The 21684-nt window shown below is 28.1% G+C and carries 17 protein-coding genes and 2 riboswitches; all 17 genes read left to right on the top strand.

Features of this window, described 5'->3' with window-relative positions; translation table 11 throughout:
* Positions 1-344 precede the first annotated feature (344 nt).
* Positions 345-2492, top strand: coding sequence for a YhgE/Pip domain-containing protein (locus HCG70_RS10740; protein ID WP_154820805.1), 2148 nt, complete (start codon positions 345-347; stop codon positions 2490-2492).
* Positions 2493-2661: 169 nt separating this feature from the next.
* Positions 2662-3753 carry an acyltransferase family protein gene (locus tag HCG70_RS10735; protein ID WP_052330718.1) on the top strand — a complete coding sequence of 364 codons (1092 nt, stop codon included), beginning with the start codon at positions 2662-2664 and terminating at the stop codon, positions 3751-3753.
* 191 nt (positions 3754-3944) lie between these two features.
* A complete protein-coding gene (locus HCG70_RS10730) occupies positions 3945-4844 on the top strand; it encodes a 3'-5' exoribonuclease YhaM family protein (RefSeq protein WP_154820804.1) in 900 nt (299 codons plus the stop codon).
* A gap of 36 nt (positions 4845-4880) precedes the next feature.
* Positions 4881-5057 carry a hypothetical protein gene (locus HCG70_RS10725; protein ID WP_156327403.1) on the top strand — a complete coding sequence of 59 codons (177 nt, stop codon included), beginning with the start codon at positions 4881-4883 and terminating at the stop codon, positions 5055-5057.
* A 119-nt stretch (positions 5058-5176) separates the two neighbouring features.
* Positions 5177-5428, top strand: a complete 252-nt coding sequence (locus tag HCG70_RS10720; protein WP_154820803.1) for a hypothetical protein — start codon at positions 5177-5179, stop codon at positions 5426-5428.
* 241 nt (positions 5429-5669) lie between these two features.
* Positions 5670-5807 (top strand): six-cysteine ranthipeptide SCIFF, encoded by a 138-nt coding sequence (scfA, locus tag HCG70_RS10715; protein ID WP_003371542.1) that lies wholly within the window; start codon positions 5670-5672, stop codon positions 5805-5807.
* A 376-nt stretch (positions 5808-6183) separates the two neighbouring features.
* Positions 6184-7536: a thioether cross-link-forming SCIFF peptide maturase gene (gene scfB, locus HCG70_RS10710; protein ID WP_042400256.1), complete on the top strand. Its 1353-nt coding sequence runs from the start codon at positions 6184-6186 to the stop codon at positions 7534-7536.
* Positions 7537-7678: 142 nt separating this feature from the next.
* The gene (locus HCG70_RS10705) at positions 7679-8890 is read left to right on the top strand and encodes a pitrilysin family protein (protein ID WP_042400259.1); all 1212 of its coding nucleotides are present in this window, start codon (positions 7679-7681) and stop codon (positions 8888-8890) included.
* Positions 8891-8902: 12 nt separating this feature from the next.
* On the top strand, positions 8903-10309 hold the full coding sequence (locus HCG70_RS10700; protein ID WP_042400263.1) for an aminotransferase class I/II-fold pyridoxal phosphate-dependent enzyme: 1407 nt from the start codon (positions 8903-8905) through the stop codon (positions 10307-10309).
* A gap of 84 nt (positions 10310-10393) precedes the next feature.
* Positions 10394-10516 carry a hypothetical protein gene (locus HCG70_RS17410; protein WP_260457808.1) on the top strand — a complete coding sequence of 41 codons (123 nt, stop codon included), beginning with the start codon at positions 10394-10396 and terminating at the stop codon, positions 10514-10516.
* Positions 10517-10690: 174 nt separating this feature from the next.
* Complete coding sequence (locus HCG70_RS10695) at positions 10691-13414, top strand: SH3 domain-containing protein (protein ID WP_221697717.1); 2724 nt, start codon at positions 10691-10693, stop codon at positions 13412-13414.
* 163 nt (positions 13415-13577) lie between these two features.
* On the top strand, positions 13578-14399 hold the full coding sequence (locus HCG70_RS10690) for a Cof-type HAD-IIB family hydrolase (protein WP_042402104.1): 822 nt from the start codon (positions 13578-13580) through the stop codon (positions 14397-14399).
* Between the two features lie 399 nt (positions 14400-14798).
* Positions 14799-16328: a sodium-dependent transporter gene (locus HCG70_RS10685; protein WP_042402107.1), complete on the top strand. Its 1530-nt coding sequence runs from the start codon at positions 14799-14801 to the stop codon at positions 16326-16328.
* Positions 16329-16330: 2 nt separating this feature from the next.
* Positions 16331-16429 (top strand): MetS family NSS transporter small subunit, encoded by a 99-nt coding sequence (locus tag HCG70_RS10680; protein ID WP_154821263.1) that lies wholly within the window; start codon positions 16331-16333, stop codon positions 16427-16429.
* A 323-nt stretch (positions 16430-16752) separates the two neighbouring features.
* Positions 16753-18594, top strand: coding sequence for an asparagine synthase (glutamine-hydrolyzing) (asnB, locus tag HCG70_RS10675; RefSeq protein WP_042402108.1), 1842 nt, complete (start codon positions 16753-16755; stop codon positions 18592-18594).
* 198 nt (positions 18595-18792) lie between these two features.
* Positions 18793-18890: riboswitch (purine riboswitch) on the top strand.
* A 123-nt stretch (positions 18891-19013) separates the two neighbouring features.
* Positions 19014-20084 carry a BMP family protein gene (locus HCG70_RS10670; RefSeq protein ID WP_042402110.1) on the top strand — a complete coding sequence of 357 codons (1071 nt, stop codon included), beginning with the start codon at positions 19014-19016 and terminating at the stop codon, positions 20082-20084.
* Positions 20085-20298: 214 nt separating this feature from the next.
* Positions 20299-20396: riboswitch (purine riboswitch) on the top strand.
* Positions 20397-20516: 120 nt separating this feature from the next.
* Positions 20517-21590: a BMP family protein gene (locus tag HCG70_RS10665; protein WP_042402112.1), complete on the top strand. Its 1074-nt coding sequence runs from the start codon at positions 20517-20519 to the stop codon at positions 21588-21590.
* Positions 21591-21684: the final 94 nt, after the last annotated feature.

Below are 21684 nucleotides of genomic sequence, written 5' to 3'. Positions count from 1 at the left end.
ATTAATAATTATCTATTTTAGTATACACTAAAAATAATTTAAGTATAGAAATTTATTTTTTAAATATAAAATGATTTTTAAATAATTAGTACATAATAATAATATATTAAAATTAATAAGGTAAAAAATGGATCAAAAATGAATAAAATGTTAAGATAATGTTTAATTTTTGTTAAAAAAATTAAAAAGATTTTTGGGAGTATACGTATACTTACAACTATATAGCCATTTTTAATTAAAAAACAGTATTAATATATTTAGAAAACTAAAACTTGAATTTTAGTACCAAAGTGATAATATAATAATAAAGTAAGTGAAAGTCAAATACAAAGGAGAAAAAAGAGATGAAGGATGCATTTAAAATTTATAAGAATGATATGAAAAATATCCTTAAAAATTATGGTGCACTAATTGTTGTTATAGCATTATGTATACTACCATCTTTATATGCTTGGTTTAATATCAAAGCATCTTGGGATCCATATGCTGAATCGGCTACTAGTGGAATTAAGATAGGAGTTGTAAACAAAGATTTAGGGGCAACTTTAAATGGTAAAGAAGTTAATTTGGGAAATGATGTTGTAGATGAATTGAAAAATAATAAGCAGATGGGATGGCAGTTTGTAAGTGAAGAAGAAGCAACTAAAAATGTTGAAGAAGGCAAATATTATGCCATGATTACAATTCCAGAGGATTTTTCAAAGAGTCTTACATCTATAATTACACAAGATATTGAAAAAGGAAATATAATATATACAGTAAATGAGAAGATAAATGCAATTGCGCCTAAGCTTACAGATAAGGGAGCAAGTGCTATACAAGAAAAGGTAAGTAAAGCAGTTGTAGAAACTGCAAGTGATGCAATCTTTGGAGTAGGAAAAGATTTAGGAACTGAATTAGAAAATCAGCTTCCTAGATTAAATAATATTTATAATCAATTATTAGAGGTTCAAAGTCAGTTTTCTAATATAAATGATGTTGTAAATTTAGCTGGAGATGGAGCTGATAAATTAAAAACATTAATTTCAGATATTCAAAATGATATTCCTTTAATAACTGAAACATTAGAAAATTCACAAAAGTTAGGTACAAATTTAGAAGAATTTTTAAGTACTTCAAAAAGTAATTTAAATAATATTGCACCTGTAATAAAGAATGATATAAAAATATTAAATGAAATTGCAAATGAAATTTCTACAAATACAAGTGCATTAGTTGATGCAATTAATTCAGGATCAGCATATGCACCAGAAATAGTTGATAGTATTTTAGAAAAGTTAAATAGCATAAATAAGAGTGCTGAATCATTAATTGGAATATTAGAAACTATGAATAAATTTAATCCAGGAAAATTTGATGATATTATTAATACCTTAACAAACGTTCAAGGAGCAATAAATAAATCAATTACTGCGTTAAATACAGTTAAAGATAGTATAGCTAATGGTGGAACACCAGATTTAAGTTTATTAAATAACGTTATATCATTTACTAATGATGTAAGTAATATTACAAATGATTTATATAATAACTTTGATTCAAATATTACTAATAAAATTAATACTATTTTTGATGATGCATATACTGTAGCAGATAATGTAGTATCAGTATTAAAAGAAGCACAAGATAAATTACCACAAGTAACAGATATTATGAATACTGTTTATGAAGGTGCTGATAAGGGTATCGAGGGAATTGATTTTGTAAAATCAAAACTTCCAGAAGCTGAAAATTTGCTTAATGATTTAATAAGTAAAATAGGAAGTGTTAATGATAGTACAGATATTAAAGAGCTTATAAATTATTTAAAGAGTGATGTAGATACAAGAAGTGACTTTTTATCAAATCCTGTTAATATTATAGAAAATAAATTATTCCCAATGGGTAACTATGGAACAGGAATGACACCTTTCTATACAGTATTATCATTATGGGTAGGATTATTATTATTGGCATCTATGCTAACTGTTGAAGCAGAGGGTGAATACTCTGCAGCATCACAATATTTTGGAAAAATGTTGTTATTTATGACAATAGCAATAATTCAAGCGATAATAGTATCATTAGGGGATTTATATGTTTTAAAAATATATTGTGTAAATCCGGCTTTATTTGTATTAAGTAGTGTATTTACTAGCATTATATTTACATTTATATTATATTCACTATGCTCAGTGCTTGGAAATGTAGGTAAAGTATTAGGAATTGTACTATTAGTTTTACAAATAGGTGGTTCAGGAGGAACATTCCCAATTCAATTAACACCAAAGTTCTTCCAAGCAATTAATCCATTTTTACCTTTCACTTATGCGATTTCACTTGCAAGAGAATCTATAGGTGGAGTAGTTCAAAGTGTATTGGTTAAGGATATAGTTGTTCTGTTAATATTTGGAGCAATCTTTATATTAATTTCATTATTCTTAAAGAAACCAATTAATAAATTATTACATGGATTTGCTGAAAGTATTGAAAAGAGCGGTATTGGAGAATAAGTTAATAAGTATTTTATATAATAATGGGCGATGTATTTGATTTTAATACATTGCCTATTATTATATAAGTACAAAGTAAGCAAAAAAAATTAGTAGTAAATAGTTAAAAAGTATGATAAAAGTAGTATATATTACGTTTACAAAATATTCATAAAATTAAGGAGAATTTATGAGAAGAAAAGAAATCGATTGGATAAGAAACATATGCATATTAATGTTGTTTATTTATCATACATCAGCAATATTTACAGACTTTGGAGATTTTTATATTAAAACAGAAAAAAGTAATATTTTTTCTAACATATTTATACTATTAACTTTTTCTTGGTATATGCCTTTATTATTCTTTTTAGCTGGGGCATCAACATATTTTGCTCTTAAAAGAAGAAGTGAATTTGAATACATAAAAGAAAGAACTAAAAAGCTATTACTTCCATTTATATTTGGAATAATAGTAATAGTACCTCCTCAAACTTATTTAGCTAGACTTTGGAGAGGTGAAAGTAATATAAACTATTTTAGTCATATGAAAATGTTCTTTACGAATGTAAGTGATTTCATGGGGTTTGATGGAGGTTTCACACCTGCACACCTTTGGTTCATATTATTTTTATTTGTGATTTCATTAATTGGTGTTAGTATTATTAAATGCTTTAAGCTTATTGGTGGAAAGAAAGTAATGAACAAAATTAAAAATGTTATTTTAAGTAAATACGGTTTATTTATAGTTATTGCATTAACTTTTATTGCAGAAATGGTACCAGGGGTTGGTGGAAAGGGATTAATTTTAAATCTTTTAATGTTCTTATTTGGATATATTACTTATAGTGATATTGATTATATAAATGCTATTTTTAAATATAGAAGAACATTTGCAATATCAAATGGAATTATTATTATATTAGGACTTGGATATTTTTTAAGCTTAAGAAACATGGAAATAGGTATCTTAAAGAATATAGCTGAAAATGGAATTAAATGTTCTATGATAATTACGGCTATCATAACTATAGTTGGTTATGGAATAAAATATATGAATAAAGAAAATAAATTATTAAGGTATTTAAATAAAGCTTCATTTCCAGTATATATTATGCATCAAACTATTTTATTAACATTAGCATTTTTTATATTACCATTAATGTTTCCACAATGGTTTTCTATAATTATAATAAACTTGTTATCGGTTTTAATAACATTTGGATTATATGAAATAATTAAAAGAACAAGATATATAGGAATATTACTTGGAATGAAATAACTACTTTAGATGAATATAAAAATAAAATTACCCATATAGATTAGGCAAATAGGAGTGTCTAATCTATATGGGTTTCTATTATATAAAAAAATAACTTTATGAATATTAGATGATAAGTTAGGAAAATATTTTAGTATTTTTTAGGTTAAACTAAGTTATAGGATGAGTATAGTCTTTGGAGGAATTAACAAATGAAGAAGGAAGTATTTTTGAAAGATATCAAAAATGGTACAGAAATAAAAATATCATTGATGGTAATGAGGGTAATATTTAGGGATACAAGTAAAGTAGTATGTATTTTAGCAGATAAAACAGGTGAAATAAAAGCAACTATACCAAATAAAACAGGAGATATTATTGAAGGAAAGGTTATAGAAATAGAGGGTAAGAGAGATGTTAACTTAGAAGTTAAAAAATATGAATTGGTAAAAGAGTATAATGCTATAGATTACTTGCCTACAGTAAAAAGGGATATAGAGGATATAATGACTGAAATTGAATTGTATACAGATGAATATATAATTTCAAGAGAAGGAAAGGCTTTAAATGATTATTTCTTTAAAGATGAAAGTTTCTTAGAAAAATTTAAAAGAGCCATTGGAGGAGTTTCAATGCATCATAACTATATAGGGGGATTAGCAGAGCATACATTAGGAGTAATGTATTTAACAATTATGCTTTGTGAAAGGTATAATTGTAGAAATAAAGAAATTGCAATTTTGGCAGCAAAGTTACATGATATAGGGAAAATATATGAATTATATTATGATGGACCATTTAAGTATACATTAAGAGGTGAAATGGAAGGTCATATAGTAATAGGAATACAGATGATAGAAAAAGCATTTAATGATAATCCTGGTTTTTATAGTGAGGATTTTATTACAAGAATAAAAGGATGTATAGTACAGCATCATGGAAAACTTGAGTATGGATCACCTAGGGAAATGAGAATGGAGGAATCTTTTATTCTTAATTCTGCCGATTCTATTGATGCAACTATGAATAAGATAGAACAAATAAAGGAAAAAACAGAAGCTGGAAGTTGGTCAGAATATGATAGAAGGATTGAAACAAAGTTATATTTATAGTGATATAGAATTATTATAAGGAAAGGAGATGGTAACATGAATGGATTTAAGGATAAATTAAATGAAGAGGATATATTTGTAGAAAGTGAAAGTAGCAATACTTCCATTGTAAATGTTGAAAGTATAGTTAAGTCTAATAATAAAAATAATTTTAATGATTTAAAGGATAATATAGATATAGAAAGAGAGAAGTTTGGGCAAAATAATAAGTAGATATTAGATAAAAAATGTATTTTTGCAGTTTTAATTATGTAACGAAAAATTAACTAATTTATAAATTGACTTGGATAATTAATATGGATATAATCTTTTATAATAGTGAGGTGGAGAGTATGAGTATAAGAAACAATAAGAAGATTATTTTTGGAGCACTATCAGCAGTTGTGGCATCAGTTGCAGCTGGGGTATTAGTTAAAAATAATATTGATAAAAAAGCTAGTAATCAAGGCGAAAAGAAGAAAGAAAAGAAAAGTAAAAATGTATATTACACAGTACATTTAAATGATATTTATAATCCATATGATGATAAAACTATGTCAGAAGATGATATGATAGAAGAAATAAAAAAAGAAACATCATTATAGAAAATAAAAGAGTGTTTACTATTAATTTACTTTTGTTTATTATAATGTAAGTAAATTAATAGTAAATGCTTTTTTATTATTTAAATTTAATAAAAAATATTATTTGGTATTTTTTTAAAGTTGCTATATTATAATAAGAAAGTGAGATAGTTGCATTTTTGAATGGGAAAATAATAGCTTTATTACCATAGAAAATTGTGCTATAATTACCACGGTATATTTTTTTATTGGAGGATTCGACATGAAACACATAAAAACAATCAATAAGACAAACATCAAAAACAGTCTTTGCAAACCAGGTTGCAAAGAATGTGCAAACTCATGCCAATCAGCTTGCAAAACTTCTTGCACAGTTGCTAACTTAGAGTGTGAAAACTAATTAAGGACAAGCAGTAACTATTTACTAGTTACTGCTTAACTTTATAAATGAGGTTCTAAATCTGTGATTTAGTTAACCGAATTTACTCATTCGACCGTAGGGAGCAGGAGTTTCCTTTGAATTGGAATCTGTGATTTAGTTAACCGAATTTACTCATTCGACTGGAGGGAGAAGGAGTTTCTTTTAAAAGGAATCTGTGATTTAGTTTAGTAGAAATTACACAAGATGTACTTATCTAGTTAAGAGGATAAGGAGTTTTATTATAATTATGTGGAAGTTGAGTTTATCTAATTGATATTAGGATTAAATGAATTATTAGGTTGTAATCGCGAGAAAGAGCGTATTAATAAAAAAGAATACTAGGAGGAATTGTGAAATGGCTTTAATACACAAATTTAAACAAGGAGATAACTTCTTTGTTTTAGACGTTAATACAGGGGCTGTACATATTGTAGACGAATTAGTTTACGATTTAGTAGATGATAATAAACTAAGAGATAAAGAAGAACTTATAAAAGAATTTGGAGCTAAATATGGTGAAGAAACTATATCAGAAGCTTATGAAGAATTATTAGAGCTTATAGATGAAGATATATTATATTCAAGAGATCAATATGAAGATATAGCACATTCATCAATGGATGATAGAGATTATATTAAAGCAGTATGTTTAAATATAATTCATGGATGTAATTTAAGATGTAAATATTGTTTTGCTGATGAAGGTGAGTATAATGGACATAAAGGTGTAATGTCTGTTGAAACAGCAAAAAAGGCGATAGATTACGTAGTAAAGAGAAGTGGTCCAAGAAGAAACATTGAAATTGATTTATTTGGTGGAGAACCAACAATGATCATGGACAAAGTTAAAGAAATAATAGCTTATGCTAGAGAAAATGAAAAGGCTTGGAACAAGAATATCAGATTTACTATGACTACAAATGCAACTCTTTTAACTGAAGAAATGATGGATTTCATGGATAAAGAAATGGGTAACATAATCCTTTCATTAGATGGTAGAAAAGAAGTTAATGATAATGTAAGAATTAAAGTTGATGGAAGTGGTTCTTATGATGATATACTTCCAAATATTAAGAGAATGATTGAAAAGAGAGATAAATCTAAGCATTACTATGTAAGAGGAACATTTACAGGAGCTAATACTGACTTCTATGAAGATGTTAAGGCTATGGTAAATGAAGGATTTAGAGAAATTTCAATTGAACCAGTAGTTTTAGAAAAAGGACATTTCTTAGAGCTTAAAGAAGAGCACTTACCAGAAATATTTGAAAACTATGATAAACTATATAATGAAATGGCTAGAAGAAAGAAAGAAGGAGATGAATTCAACTTCTATCACTTTAACATTGATTTAAATGGTGGACCATGTGTTTATAAAAGAATTTCAGGATGCGGTGCAGGATTTGAATATGTTGCAATAACTCCACAAGGAGAAGTTTATCCATGTCACCAATTTGTAGGTAAGGAAGAATTTAAGCTAGGAAGCATTTATGATGATACTTATGATGCTGAATTAGGTAAGAAATTTAAGAAGGCTCACATCTATAACAAGCCAAAATGTAGAGAATGTTGGGCAAGATTCTACTGTAGTGGTGGATGTCAATCAAATAACTTTGCATTTAATGGAGATATGAATATTCCTTATGAAATAGGATGTAAAATGCAAAAGAAGAGAATTGAATGTGCAATAGCACTTAAAGCTGAATAAGATAACGAATAAGGACAGGCATTTGCTTGTCCTTATTGTTTATTATTAAAATATATTGGTTTATAATATTAATAAATATTATTGAATAAAGCCGTAGAGTTTATAGCTTGTGTTTAAGCAAAAAATAAGAGGTGATACATAAATGGAAGAGTATATTTTTGATAACGGATTAAAGTTGATTTATAAAAAAAGTAATAGTGAGTTAAGTTCTATATGCATATCATTAGATGCAGGAGCTTCAAGAGATGGTGAAAAGCTTGGAGTAGCACATGTAACAGAGCATATGGTTTATAAAGGAACAGAAACAAGAAGTGAAAAACAAATAAACACAGAATTAAGCAATATATTTGGATTCCAAAATGCTATGACTAATTATCCTTATGTTGTGTTTTATGGAACATTATTAAGTGAAGATTTAAAAAAAGGATTAGATTTATTTTCAGATATTCTTTTACAACCAGTATTTACTGAAGAAGGTTTTAAAGAAGAAATGGAAGTAATAAAGCAAGAACTTAAGGAATGGGATGAAGATTTAGAGCAATACACAGAGGATAAGCTTTATTATAATTGTATGGATAATAGAAGACTTAAGTATCCTATTATAGGAACTGAAGAATCATTAAATAACATGACAATAGATGATACAATAGACTTCTTTAATGATTATTATTGTGCAAATAATGCAACAATTACTATTATTTCAGATTTAGAATTTGAAGATATTAGAGATATGGTAGAAGATTGCTTTATTGACTGGAGAAGTGAAAAGCTTCCTGAAGATGAAGAAGTAATTAATTATCCTAAGACTGGAGTATTTATAAATAAAAAGGAAGATATAAATAGTGCAAAGGTACAAATTATATTTCCAATTAATGAATTAAATCAATGGGAAATAAAAGCATTAAGAGTTTTTAATCAATACTTTGGAGAAGGTGTAAACTCAATTTTGTTTGATACATTAAGAACAAAGCATGGATTAGTTTATGATGTATTAACTAGAGTAGCAAACGAAGAATATATAAAAGTTTATAAAATAACTTATAGTACTGCACATGAAAATGTGGATAAATCAATAGAAATTGTGAAAGAGTTAATAAAAGATGTTGATTCTTATAGAGAAAAATTAAAAAAAGAAGATATTGAGAAATTAATAAAGAGCTTTAGGCTAAAAAGATTATTTGCAAATGAGCAAAGTGTGAGATTAGCTATGGGAATATCAACATATGATACTATGTTTGGAGATGGTATGTTATATATTGATGAAACTGAAGATTTAGATAAGATGCCTATAGATTATATTATTGATACAGCTAATAAAGTATTGAATAATATGACAGTTCAAGTAATTAAGTAAGAAGAGGAAAATATGAGTAAAAAAGTACCTTTATTAGAAGAAGTATTAAAATATAAAAAAGAGAATAATCTTATTCTTTCAATGCCAGGAAATAAAAGTGGTATTGGATTTTTAAGAGATGATATAGGAAAAGAATTTGCATTAAATATGGGATTCTTGGATATTACAGAAGTTGATCCATTAGATAATCTTCATGCACCAGAAGGGATAATAAAAGAAGCTCAAGAATTATTAGCAGAAACATATGGGGTTAAAAAAGCATATTTTGTTGTTAATGGCAGCACAGCAGGAAATTTAGCTTCTATTTTTGATGCCTTTAATGAAGGGGATGAAGTTTTAGTAGAAAGAAATTGTCATAAGTCAGTTTATAACGGACTTATTTTAAGAAAATTAAAGGTAAAGTATATAGAACCTGTAATTCATGAAGATAAAGGGTTATTTTTACCACCAACAGAAAAGGAAATATATAAAGCATTAGATAGATGTAATAATGCAAGAGGAATAATATTAACTTATCCTAATTACTTTGGGATAGGATATGATATTTTTGACACATTAAAAGATTTGAAGGAAAGAGGATTGACTATAATTATAGATGGAGCACATGGAGCTCATTATGGAATAAGTGAAAGGTTGCCTAAATCTATAGTTTCATATGCGGATTATATTGTTTTAAGTGCACATAAGACTTTGCCTAGCTTAACTCAAGGTTCATATCTTTTAGTAAATAATGATAAGAATGTTGGTTTTTATTTAAAAGCTTTTATGACAACATCACCATCATATTTAATAATGTCATCATTAGATTATTCAAGATATTATTTAGATAATTATGGAGAAAAAGATTATGATAAATTAATAGGTTTGGCAAATAAGTGGAGTATTAAAATTAATACGTTAAATAAAGTAAGTATTTTAAAAGAAGAAGACTTACCACAGGGTTATAATTTAGATTTAAGTAGGTATATATTAACTTTGCCAAAAGGATATAGTGGACATAAATTGTTAGACTATTTACGAAAGATGAAAATACAATGTGAAATGAGTTTTGCATGTGGAGTAGTATTAATTTTATCACCTTTTAATTTAGAAAAAGATTTTGAAAAGATTTATAATTCAATTGAAAAATTAGATTTATCATTAATAGTAGATAATCAATATCAAAATTATTATAGTATAATTCCTGAAAAAGTATTAGAGCCATATGAAGTATTTGATAAAGATTTTGAGTATGTTGATATTAAGAAGAGTATAGGGAAAATTTCAAAAGAAGCATTAATTCCTTATCCACCAGGAATTCCATTAATTTGTGGCGGTGAAGTAATATCAAAAGAAGCTGTTGAAATCATGCTTGGATATATCAGAAATAATAAAACTGTGATTGGGATAGAGGAAGAGTTAGTAAAAGTAATAAAGTAGTAAAAAATAAATTCTTAAATTTAAATGAATACCTATAGTTAAAATTTCAAAAACTATAATATATCATTTAAAGGAGATGAGTTTATGGATTATAAAGTTGCAGATGTAACTAAAGAAGAAGTTGAAGCAATTAAAAGAGCTGAAAATTTAATTAAGTCTGAAACAGGTAAAGAGTTTGTGATGATAGCATGGGAAAAAATTAAATAATATTTTATATAAAATTACAATATAGATAAAAATATATTGTAATTTTTTATTATTTATAAATTAAAAATAAGAGAATTTCAATTAAAAATTGGATAATAGCAAAATATTAATAAAAGTTGGTTTATTTTGCCGTAAAAATATGTATAATAAATGTATATGTAAATAGAAAGCAAGGTGGTTACCATTAATAAATTAAAGATATTAAGCTTATTAATACTTTCGGGAATATTAATTACTCCATCTCATATAGCAAAAGCAGAAGGAATTTATAATGTATCTGAAAGTGATCTAATTAAATTATTAGAAAAATATAAAGATGAAGAAATTGTATTAGAAGATGGATTAGTTTTAACTGTAGGACAAGCTATTAATTTACCAATAGATGAAGGCTGGACTATATATAATGAAAATGTGGCTGAAATAGTAGATGGTGAGCTTGTTGGAAAATCAGTAGGTAGTACTTTTGTATCTCAACAAACAGAGGATACCGTATACATACTAGAAGTATGTATAACTGAAGAGGGTATAAGTACAGCTAGTTATGCTAGAAGTAATGTTAAAAATGTAGATAGAGATTACTACAAGGTATTTATTGATCCAGGACATGGTGGAGTTGATAATGGAGCTGTACAAAATGGAGTTCTTGAAGATGAAATTAACTTGCAAATATCTAAAAAAATAGAAGCTAAGTTAAAAGCTAAAGGTGTAGAAGTTAAGATGAGTAGGTATGATGATACATATTTATCTTTAACTGATAGAACTTATATGGCTAACAAAGAAGGTTCAGATGTATTTGTTTCTATACATCAAAATTCTGCTACAAATTCTAGCGCAAAAGGAATCGAAACTTATTATTATTCAACGAGACAAGATAGTAAGGAGTTAGCTACAGATATACAAAATGATTTAATCCAAGCTACAAATGCAACTGATAGAGGGGTAAAAACAGCAAATTATGCGGTTATTAAAACTGCATCAATGTCTTCAAGTCTTGTAGAATGTGGATTTATCTCTAATCCTACTGAAGCGCAAAATTTAAGTTCTAGTAGTTATCAAGATAAGGTTGCTGAAGGAATTGTTAATGGAATAATGGATTATTTAAATAATAATGTTATATTAAATAATTCAGGAACACAAAAGCCAGGAGATTCTACAACGACAGAAACTGTACAAACAGGTACTGTAAAAGTAAGTAATTCATTAAATGTAAGAAGTGGAGCTGGAACTAATTATTCTGTTTTAGGATCATTAAGTAATGGAGCTAAGGTTGAAATAGTAGGTACAAGTGGAAGCTGGTACAAAATAAAATATGGAAGCGGATATGGATATGTTAGTAAGGACTACGTTACAGTAAGTTCAAGTAGTAACAATTCAAGTTCAAACAGCGGAAGTAGCAATAGCGGAAGTTCAAACAATACTACAACAACACCATCTACAAGTACAACAGGAACAATAAAAGTTAATGATACATTGAATGTAAGAAGTGGAGCAGGAACAAGCTATTCAGTAATAGGATCATTAAAGAATGGAGCTAAGGTTGAAATAGTAGGTACAAGTGGAAGCTGGTACAAAATAAAATATGGAAGCGGATATGGATATGTTAGTAAGGACTACGTTACAGTAAGTTCAAGTAGTAACAATTCAAGTTCAAACAGCGGAAGTAGCAATAGCGGAAGTTCAAACAATACTATAACAACGCCATCTACAAGTACAACAGGAACAATAAAAGTTAATGATACATTGAATGTAAGAAGTGGAGCAGGAACAAGCTATTCAGTAATAGGATCATTAAAGAATGGTGCAACTGTTGAAATAGTAGAAACAAGTGGAAGTTGGTACAAAATAAAATATGGAAGCGGATATGGATATGTTAGTAAGGACTACGTTACAGTAAGTTCAAGTAGTAACAATTCAAGTTCAAACAGCGGAAGTAGCAATAGCGGAAGTTCAAACAATACTACAACAACACCATCTACAAGTACAACAGGAACAATAAAAGTTAATAATGCATTGAATGTAAGAAGTGGAGCAGGAACAAGCTATTCAGTAATAGGGTCATTAAAGAATGGTGCAACTGTTGAAATAGTAGAAACAAGTGGAAGTTGGTACAAAATAAAATATGGAAGCGGATATGGATATGTTAGTAAGGACTACGTTACAGTAAGTTCAAGTAGTAACAATTCAAGTTCAAACAGCGGAAGTAGCAATAGCGGAAGTTCAAACAATACTACAACAACGCCATCTACAAGTACAACAGGAACAATAAAAGTTAATGATACATTGAATGTAAGAAGTGGAGCAGGAACAAGCTATTCAGTAATAGGATCATTAAAGAATGGTGCAACTGTTGAAATAGTAGAAACAAGTGGAAGTTGGTACAAAATAAAATATGGAAGCGGATACGGATATGTTAGTAAGGACTACGTTACAGTAAGTTCAAGCAACAACAATTCAAGTTCAAATAATACTACAACAACACCATCTACAAGTACAACAGGAACAATAAAAGTTAATAATGCATTGAATGTAAGAAGTGGAGCAGGAACAAGCTATTCAGTAATAGGATCATTAAAGAATGGTGCAACTATTGAAATAGTAGAAACTGTTAATTCATGGTATAAAATTAAATTTAACAATGGATATGGTTATGTATCTAAAGATTATGTAGTATTACAAAATAGAAGTATAGCTGAAAATGTTGCTATGAAAGAAGGAACTGTAGTTACGGTTGCATTAAAAGTAAGAGAAAGTAATAATTTTGAATCAGACATAATTGGAACAATAGCTATGGGTGAAAAGATTTCTGTTTTAGAAGATAATGGTGAGTGGAGTAAAATAAGCTATAAACAATCAAATGGATATATTTTAAATGAATATGTAGATTTTAATATAGCGTAATTAAAACTAGATGTGAGGGGTTATGTAATAATATTTTGTGGATATAATAAATATATACATAAAATAAAGATTACATAACTCTTTTAATTTATTGCTAGTAAAAATTTAAAATATGTGTTAAACTGAATAACCAATTATAAATAAGCAAAAGAGGAGTGGGCAAATGGAACTGTTTGTTACAGATTTAGATGGAACATTAATAAATAAGGATAGGAAAGTGACCCAAAAATCAGTTAAAATTATAAATAATCTTATTTCTTTAGGAATGAATTTCACAGTTGCAACTGCTAGAACACCAGCTACAGCTGTTGAAATATTACAAGATTTAAAATTAAAATTACCTGTAGCATTGATGAATGGTGTTTTAATATATGATACAAAAGAGTTAAAATATATTGATATAAAAGATATAAATACAGAATCAACATATAAAGTGTTAGATATTTTTGAAAAGTATAATAAAAATCCATTAGTATATGGAATTTTGGAAAATCATTTATGGGTATATCATAAAGAATTTGAACATGCTTATGAATATAATTTTTATAAGGAAAGAGCAGATAAAAAATTAAAAACATTTGTAAAGGTAACAGATTATAAAGAATCTGTATTGAAGTCAAATATAATTAATTTTGTTGCTTTTGATGAATATGAAAAAATAAAAAGCATCGCAGAAGAAATAAGTAAGATAGATGGTATAAATGTTAATTATTATAGAGATGTTTATGAAGATTGTTATTTCTTAGAGGCATATAGTAGTGAAGCCTCTAAAGCAAATGGAATTAAATATCTATCAAAATATATAAATTATGATAAAGTTATATGTTTTGGAGATAATGTTAATGACATACCAATGTTTGAATTAGCAGATGAATCATACGCAACTTCTAATGCAGCAGATGAAATTAAGAAAATAGCAACAGATGTTATAGGAAGTTGTGAAGAAGATGGAGTTGCAGAATTTCTTAAAAGTAGATTTGAATAATAAAATAGAAAAATAATTTAATAAAATGATAAATTGAAACAGTAAACTTGTTTTTGTTGATAAAATAATAATAAGTTTACTGTTTTATTTATAAATTCATAAAAATTTTAACGGAAAATTCATATAAAGTTACAATGTAAACGTTGAATGAGATATAAAGCAATTAAATTCCTTAATTTAGGGAAAAAATAATTTTTGAATAAGGCTAGTAATATCAAGGGTTGAGGGTATATTTTATTTATAAAAAATAAAATGAAGAAAATATTGATAAATTGTTAAGTAAAATTAGATGGATATTGATAGATTTTCATAAAAAGATTGAAAAAAATATCAAAATAATATAACATTAATACAAGAGTAATTTCGGAAAAATAAAATATACCAAAAGGGGGAAATGATATGGATAACAAAAGAGACCAGTGGGGGACGAAATTAGGTTTTATTTTAGCTGCAGTAGGATCGGCAGTAGGTTTAGGGAATATATGGAGATTTCCGTATTTAGTATATGAAAATGGAGGAGGAGCATTTTTAGTTCCATATTTCTTTGCTATATTTACAGCAGGAATTCCTCTATTAATTTTAGAGTATGGAATGGGACATAAGTTTAGAGGGTCAACTCCATTAGCAATGGCAAGAGGAAATAAAAAGTGGGAATGGCTTGGATGGTGGCCAAGTATAACTGCTTTCTTCATACTTGGATATTATTCAATGATTTTAAGTTGGGCTATGAAGTATTTTACATTAAGCTTTAATAAAGGATGGGGAAGCGACCCAAATACTTATTTCTATGATGATTTCTTAAAGCTTACTGAATCACCATTTCAATTTGGTTCAGTAATATGGCCTGTATTAATTGGTATTTTATTAGTTTGGGCAATAAGTTGGTTTATATGCTATAGAGGTGTTAAAGGTGGTATAGAAAAATTAAATAAAGTATTACTACCTACATTAGTAGCTATAATGGTAATAATAGTAATCAGAGGTGTAACTTTAGAAGGTGCTACATTAGGTTTAAATAAATTATTTACTCCAGATTGGAGCAAGGTAATGGAACCTAAGGTTTGGATAGCTGCATATGGACAAGTATTTTATTCATTAAGTTTGGCTATGGGTATTATGATGACATATTCAAGTTATTTACCTAAAAAGACAGATATAAATAATAGTGCTTTTATGACTGGATTTGCAAACTGTGGATTTGAATTCTTATGTGCTATAGGGGTTTTTGCAATTTTAGGATTTATGGCAACAAGTCAAGGTGTTGGAATTGAAGAAGTTGTATCAAGTGGTATTGGATTAGCATTTATAGTTTTCCCAAAAGTATTTACTATTATGGGAACATGGGGAACAATATTAGGATGTTTATTCTTTGCTTGCTTAGTATTTGCAGGGTTAACTTCTTGTGTATCTTTAGTAGAAGCAGTTTCATCTGCAGTAATAGACAAAACTGGTTGGGAACGTAAAAAAGTAGTTTCTGGAATAGCATTAATAGGTGCAGTGGTAAGTGCTACATTTGCATCAGGTGCTGGATTATATATATTAGATATTATGGATAACTTCGTTAATTGTTATGGAATAGTAGTTGTTGGATTATTAGAAGCAATTGTTATTGGTTGGATAATAAAACCTTCAGTTATAAGAGAACATACAAATAAAACATCTTACTTTAGAATCGGTAAGTGGTGGGATTTCACTGTTAAATTTGTAACACCAACAATGTTAGCAATAATGTTAGTAAGTAACTTCGTAACTGAATTAAAAGCACCTTATGGCGGATATAATTTACCAGAATTATTTGCATATGGATGGTCAGTTATTGGTTTAGGTATTATAGGGGCATTATTATTCTCAAGAAGACCGTGGAATAATAAAGCAATAGAGAACTTTAAAGATGAAGATGAAGAAGAGATGAAAGAGGAGGTAGTTTAATTATGACAGCAACAGCAATAACTTACTTTGCTATTGGAGCAATTGTATTATGGGGTGGACTAATTACTACTTTAGTAATCTCAATAAAAAATGAAAAATAATTTATTAGGCAATCCAAATTAAACAATATACATTTAGCAAAGAAAGCGGAATCGCAAAAGCGATTCCGCTTTCTGGTTTGTCATATAGTTTAGGGTTTCACGTGTAAGTAACGAAAAAAAGAAGATATTATCTAATCCAAAATAAATTGCTAGGTAGCAGTGCAGTTGCTAATACAGAAAAAAATAAAAGTATTATAGGGGGAGGACCAATTATTGTATATAATCATTTTATTTTTGCGTTCCTACAATATAATAATGCAATTCACTTTTAGACAGGTTTCCTCATATTCTATAATATGAATTTAATGAGAAGGTGAAATTATATGTGTGGAATTGCTGGAATGGTAGACTTCAATAGAAATATACAAGAAATGAGAAATACTCTAACTAGGATGGTTAAAACATTGGAGAAAAGAGGACCTGATAGTGAGGGAGAGTATTATTCGAAGAATGTTTTGTTAGGACACAGAAGATTAATTGTTGTGGATCCAGAGGGCGGAAAACAACCTATGATAAAAATTGTAGGTGGTAAAAAGTATGTCATTGTTTATAATGGTGAACTTTATAATACAGAGGATTTGAGAAAGGAACTATTAAGTGAAAATTATACATTTGATGCATATTCAGATACTGAAGTATTATTAACAGCATATATTGCTTGGGGAATAGATGCTATTAATAAATTAAATGGAATATTTGCGTTTGCTATTTATGATGAGGATAAAAATCAAGTATTTTTAGCAAGAGATCCAATGGGGGTTAAACCTTTATTTTATTCAATTAAGGGGAGTGAAATAATCTTTGGTTCCGAAATAAAAACTATATTAGCACATCCTGAGGTAAAAGCAGAAGTTGATAGAGATGGATTAACAGAACTTTTTGCTTTAGGACCATCAGTGGCACCAGGAAGTGCAGTATATAAAGGAATAAAAGAAATAGCTCCAGCAAATTGTATGTTAATTACAAAGGGAAATGTTAAGGTTTGGGAGTATTTTAAGGTTAAAGCCGAAGAATTAAATGAAACTGTTGATGAATCAATTGAACATGCAAGAAGTTTATTAGTTGATGCTATAAAAAGACAATTAGTAGGTGATGTGCCAGTATGCACTTTCTTGTCAGGAGGGTTAGATTCATCTGCAATTTCAGCAATTGCAGCAGAAGAATTTAAGAATAGAGGTAAGCAATTAACAACTTATTCAATTGATTATGAAGGTAATGATAAATATTTTAAAGCATCATTATTTCAACCAACATCAGATCAACAATTTGCAGAATTTATGGCAAAAGAAATAAATAGTGATCATAGAACGGTTATTTTAAAACATGAGGATTTAGCAAAAGCTTTGAAAGAAGCAACTATTGCTCGTGATTTACCAGGGATGGCGGATATTGACTCATCATTATTACTATTTTGTAAGGAAATTAGAAAAGATTTTGTAGTTGGACTATCAGGTGAATGCGCAGATGAGCTATTTGCAGGATATCCATGGTTCACACATGATGAAATGATATATGCAAATACTTTCCCATGGTCAAGATCTGTTGGTGAAAGAAAGACAGTGTTAAATAAAAATCTACAAAATTTAAAAATTGAAGAACTTACTAATGAAGAATATTTAAAAACATTAAAAGAAGTACCACATTTAGATAATGAAGATAAAAGAACTTATAGAATGAGAGAGTTATTTTATTTGAATCTAAAATGGTTTATGGTAAATTTATTAAATAGAAAAGATAGAGTAAGTATGTATAATAGCCTAGAGGTTAGAGTTCCTTTTGCTGACTATAGAATAGTTAACTATGCTTTTAATTTACCACCAGAAGTTAAGCTTTTAGATGGAAGAGAAAAGGGACTATTAAGAAAGGCGCTTGTTGGAATATTACCTGATGAAATAGTATTTAGAAAAAAGAGTCCATATCCTAAGACTCATAATCCTATATATACAGAAATTGTTTGTAACATGATGAATGAAATACTAAAAGATAAAACTTCACCTATATTAGAAATAATAGATAAAGAAAAAGTGCAAGAAATAGTTGATACCGAAGGAAAGGCATATAAGACACCTTGGTATGGACAACTTATGACAGGTCCACAAATGATAGCATATTTAATTCAAGTAGATATGTGGTTAAGAGAATATAATGTTAATATACTAATATAGTTAGAAATGTTTATAGTATAGAAAGAATCATAAGGGGGAAGATTAGAACTAAAAGTGGTTTTAATCTTCTTTTTTATTATTTTAAGTAGCTGATTTAAATAGTTTTAAGTTAATGGTAAAGAAAAAAGATAAAGAATAGTTTGAATTTATTAAAAATAAAACATATATTGACAAAGAAAATTAGATAATTTATAATGAAACGCGAATAAAAAAAGGACTCATATAAATCTCTAATATGGTGGGATGTTTCTACGAAAAACCTTAAATTTTCAGCTATGAGTGAATTTAGTATATATTAACTCTATACGAATCATCTAAGAGTTATGGTGTATTAATTTCGCTATAGTAATTTATTGATTTTGAATATAGAGCAATATTATACTCATATAAAAATGTGATCATTTAGGAGGAGTAAACTTATGAAGAAAAAAGTTATGGCATTAGTACTTTTAGCACTAATGGTAACAGGTTTAGTTGGTTGTGGAAGCGATAACAACGCATCAAAATCAGAAGAAGGTAAATTAAAGGTTGGTATGGTTACTGACACAGGTACGATTGATGATAAATCGTTTAACCAAGGTACATGGGAAGGAATTAAGGAAGCAGAAAAGAGTTTTGGACTTGAAACAACTTTTATGCAACCTAATGGAGAATCAGAATCAAGTTATTTAACAGAAATACAAAACCTTTATGATTCAGGATATAAGTTTATAGTAACACCAGGTTACAAATTTGAAACAGCTATATATAAAGCTCAAAGTCAATATGAAGATGCAAAATTTGTTTTAATTGATGGAGAACCGAATGATGGTAATGATAATTATCTTGTAGCAGATAACACAGTTGCAGTATACTTTGCTGAAGAACAAAGTGGATTTATAGCTGGGGTTGCATCAGCAGTACAATTACAAGATGGTGATTTTGGATTTATTGGTGGAATGGAAATACCATCAGTTAAAAAGTTTAACTATGGATTCCAACAAGGTGTAGCATATGCTAACGAACATTATGGAACAAATGTTAGTTTAAAGGCTGAAAATATAGTTTACTCAGGATCATTCTCAGATACAGCTTTAGGACAACAATTATCAGCTCAAATGTATGATAATGGAGTTAAAGCAATCTTTACAGCAGCTGCTGGAGTTAATATAGGTGTAATTACAGAAGCTAAAACAAGAGTGGCTAATGGGCAAGAAGCATGGGTTATAGGTGTTGATTCAGATCAATATGATGATGGAATATATGAAGGTAATAAATCAGTAGTATTAACATCAGCTATTAAAAAGATTGATGAAGCAGCTTATCAAATAATAGAAGATGAAATAAATGGTGAATTCCCAGGTGGTCAAGTATTAAGATTTGATGCTAAAAATGATGCAGTTGGTATTCCAAGTGAAAATCCAAACTTAAGTGATGATACAATTGCAAAAGTTAATGAAGTAATAGATGCTATTAAAGCAGATAAAATTGAAGTTAAAACTGAATTATAGTATTGATATAAAATTAGGACTATGTAATAATGCATAGTCCTTTTTGATTATTATTATTATTATTATTATGGAGAAATATATATTAAATGTAAATTAATTCAATTAGAGTAAAATATATATAAATATAATTAATAGTATATTTTTAGTAAGATAAATCTTTAAAAATAAAAAATATAAATAATATTGACAGAGAAAAAATTTTTAAATATAATAGGACACGAACGATAAAACAACTCATATAGGTCCCAGATATGGTGGGATGTTTCTACCGAAAGCCGTGAATTTTCGACTATGAGTGAACTTAGTACAAAAAACTCGATACGAATATTAATAGAGTTAAGACGTATTATTTTCACTTTGAAAATAATACGTCTTTTTATATGGATTTAAGTAGATAGATTTTTGATATGAGTATTTAGGAGGAACGTACAAATGAAGAAAAAAGTTATGGCATTAGTACTTTCAGCACTAATGGTAACAGGTTTAGTTGGGTGTGGAAATAACAATGATAATTCAGCAGATTCTAAGGAGTCAACATTAAAGGTTGGTATGATTACTGACTCTGGTACAATTGATGATAAATCATTCAATCAAGGTACTTGGGAAGGAATAATAGAGGCTGAAGAAAAGTTAGGAATTGAAAAGAATTATTTAAAGCCTTCTGGAGAAACAGAAGCTGATTATTTAACAGAAATTCAAAATCTTTATGATTCAGGTTATAAATTTATAGTAGGGCCAGGTTTTAAGCTTGAAACAGCTATATATAAGGCACAAGAAAAATATCAAGATGCTAAATTTGTTATACTTGATGGAGCACCTATGGATGAAGATGGAAACTATGTTGTAGCAGATAATACAGTTGCAATACAGTTTGCTGAACACGAGGGTGGATTTGCAGCAGGTGTTGCAGCAGCAGTTGAATTACAAACTGGTGATTTTGGATTTATAGGTGGTATGGAATCTTCAGCAGTTAAGAAATTTAACTTTGGATTCCAACAAGGTGTAGCTTATGCAAATGAAAACCTTGGAACAAATGTTAGTTTAAAGGATGAAAATATTGTTTATTCAGGTTCATTTAGTGATTTAGCATTAGGTCAACAATTAGCAGCTCAAATGTATGATAGAGGTGTTAAAGTAATATTTACTGCAGCTGGTGGAACTGGTATGGGTGCTATAACAGAAGCTAAGACAAGAGCTGTTAATGGTGAAGAAGCATGGATTATTGGTGTTGATTCAGATCAATATGCTGATGGTATTTATGAAGGAAATAAGTCAGTAATTTTAACTTCAGCTATTAAGAAAGTTAATGTAGCGTCTTATAAAATGATAGAAGCTGAATTAAATAATGAATTCCCAGGTGGGCAATCATTAATATTTGATGCTAAAAATGATGCTGTTGGTATTCCAGAAGAAAATCCAAATTTAAGTGATGAAACAGTATCTAAAGTTAGTGAAGTATTAGAAGCTATAAAATCAGGTCAAATAGAAGTTAAAAGTGAATTATAATATTTATAATAAAAAATGGGGCTGTATCAAAATAAATTTTGATATTAGCCGATAAAAAAAGGAGGGTTCGAATTCGAATCCTCCTTTTTGCATA

It is taken from the genome of Clostridium sp. K04 (assembly GCF_019734375.1).
In the GTDB taxonomy this organism is placed as follows: domain Bacteria; phylum Bacillota; class Clostridia; order Clostridiales; family Clostridiaceae; genus Clostridium; species Clostridium saudiense.
The sequence above is the reverse complement of the archived record's forward strand: the minus strand, read 5'-3'. Positions and strand labels throughout refer to the sequence as shown.

Excerpts from the sequence above, each read along its gene's own strand:
- HCG70_RS10680 (WP_154821263.1), top strand. The coding sequence starts at position 16,331 with ATGACAGCAACAGCAATAACTTACTTTGCTATTGGAGCAATTGTATTA.
- HCG70_RS10720 (WP_154820803.1), top strand. The coding sequence starts at position 5,177 with ATGAGTATAAGAAACAATAAGAAGATTATTTTTGGAGCACTATCAGCA.
- HCG70_RS10725 (WP_156327403.1), top strand. The coding sequence starts at position 4,881 with ATGAATGGATTTAAGGATAAATTAAATGAAGAGGATATATTTGTAGAA.
- asnB (WP_042402108.1), top strand. The coding sequence starts at position 16,753 with ATGTGTGGAATTGCTGGAATGGTAGACTTCAATAGAAATATACAAGAA.
- HCG70_RS10700 (WP_042400263.1), top strand. The coding sequence starts at position 8,903 with ATGAGTAAAAAAGTACCTTTATTAGAAGAAGTATTAAAATATAAAAAA.
- HCG70_RS10690 (WP_042402104.1), top strand. The coding sequence starts at position 13,578 with ATGGAACTGTTTGTTACAGATTTAGATGGAACATTAATAAATAAGGAT.
- HCG70_RS17410 (WP_260457808.1), top strand. The coding sequence starts at position 10,394 with ATGGATTATAAAGTTGCAGATGTAACTAAAGAAGAAGTTGAAGCAATT.
- HCG70_RS10670 (WP_042402110.1), top strand. The coding sequence starts at position 19,014 with ATGAAGAAAAAAGTTATGGCATTAGTACTTTTAGCACTAATGGTAACA.
- scfB (WP_042400256.1), top strand. The coding sequence starts at position 6,184 with ATGGCTTTAATACACAAATTTAAACAAGGAGATAACTTCTTTGTTTTA.
- HCG70_RS10740 (WP_154820805.1), top strand. The coding sequence starts at position 345 with ATGAAGGATGCATTTAAAATTTATAAGAATGATATGAAAAATATCCTT.
- HCG70_RS10685 (WP_042402107.1), top strand. The coding sequence starts at position 14,799 with ATGGATAACAAAAGAGACCAGTGGGGGACGAAATTAGGTTTTATTTTA.
- HCG70_RS10705 (WP_042400259.1), top strand. The coding sequence starts at position 7,679 with ATGGAAGAGTATATTTTTGATAACGGATTAAAGTTGATTTATAAAAAA.
- HCG70_RS10730 (WP_154820804.1), top strand. The coding sequence starts at position 3,945 with ATGAAGAAGGAAGTATTTTTGAAAGATATCAAAAATGGTACAGAAATA.
- HCG70_RS10665 (WP_042402112.1), top strand. The coding sequence starts at position 20,517 with ATGAAGAAAAAAGTTATGGCATTAGTACTTTCAGCACTAATGGTAACA.
- HCG70_RS10735 (WP_052330718.1), top strand. The coding sequence starts at position 2,662 with ATGAGAAGAAAAGAAATCGATTGGATAAGAAACATATGCATATTAATG.
- scfA (WP_003371542.1), top strand. The coding sequence starts at position 5,670 with ATGAAACACATAAAAACAATCAATAAGACAAACATCAAAAACAGTCTT.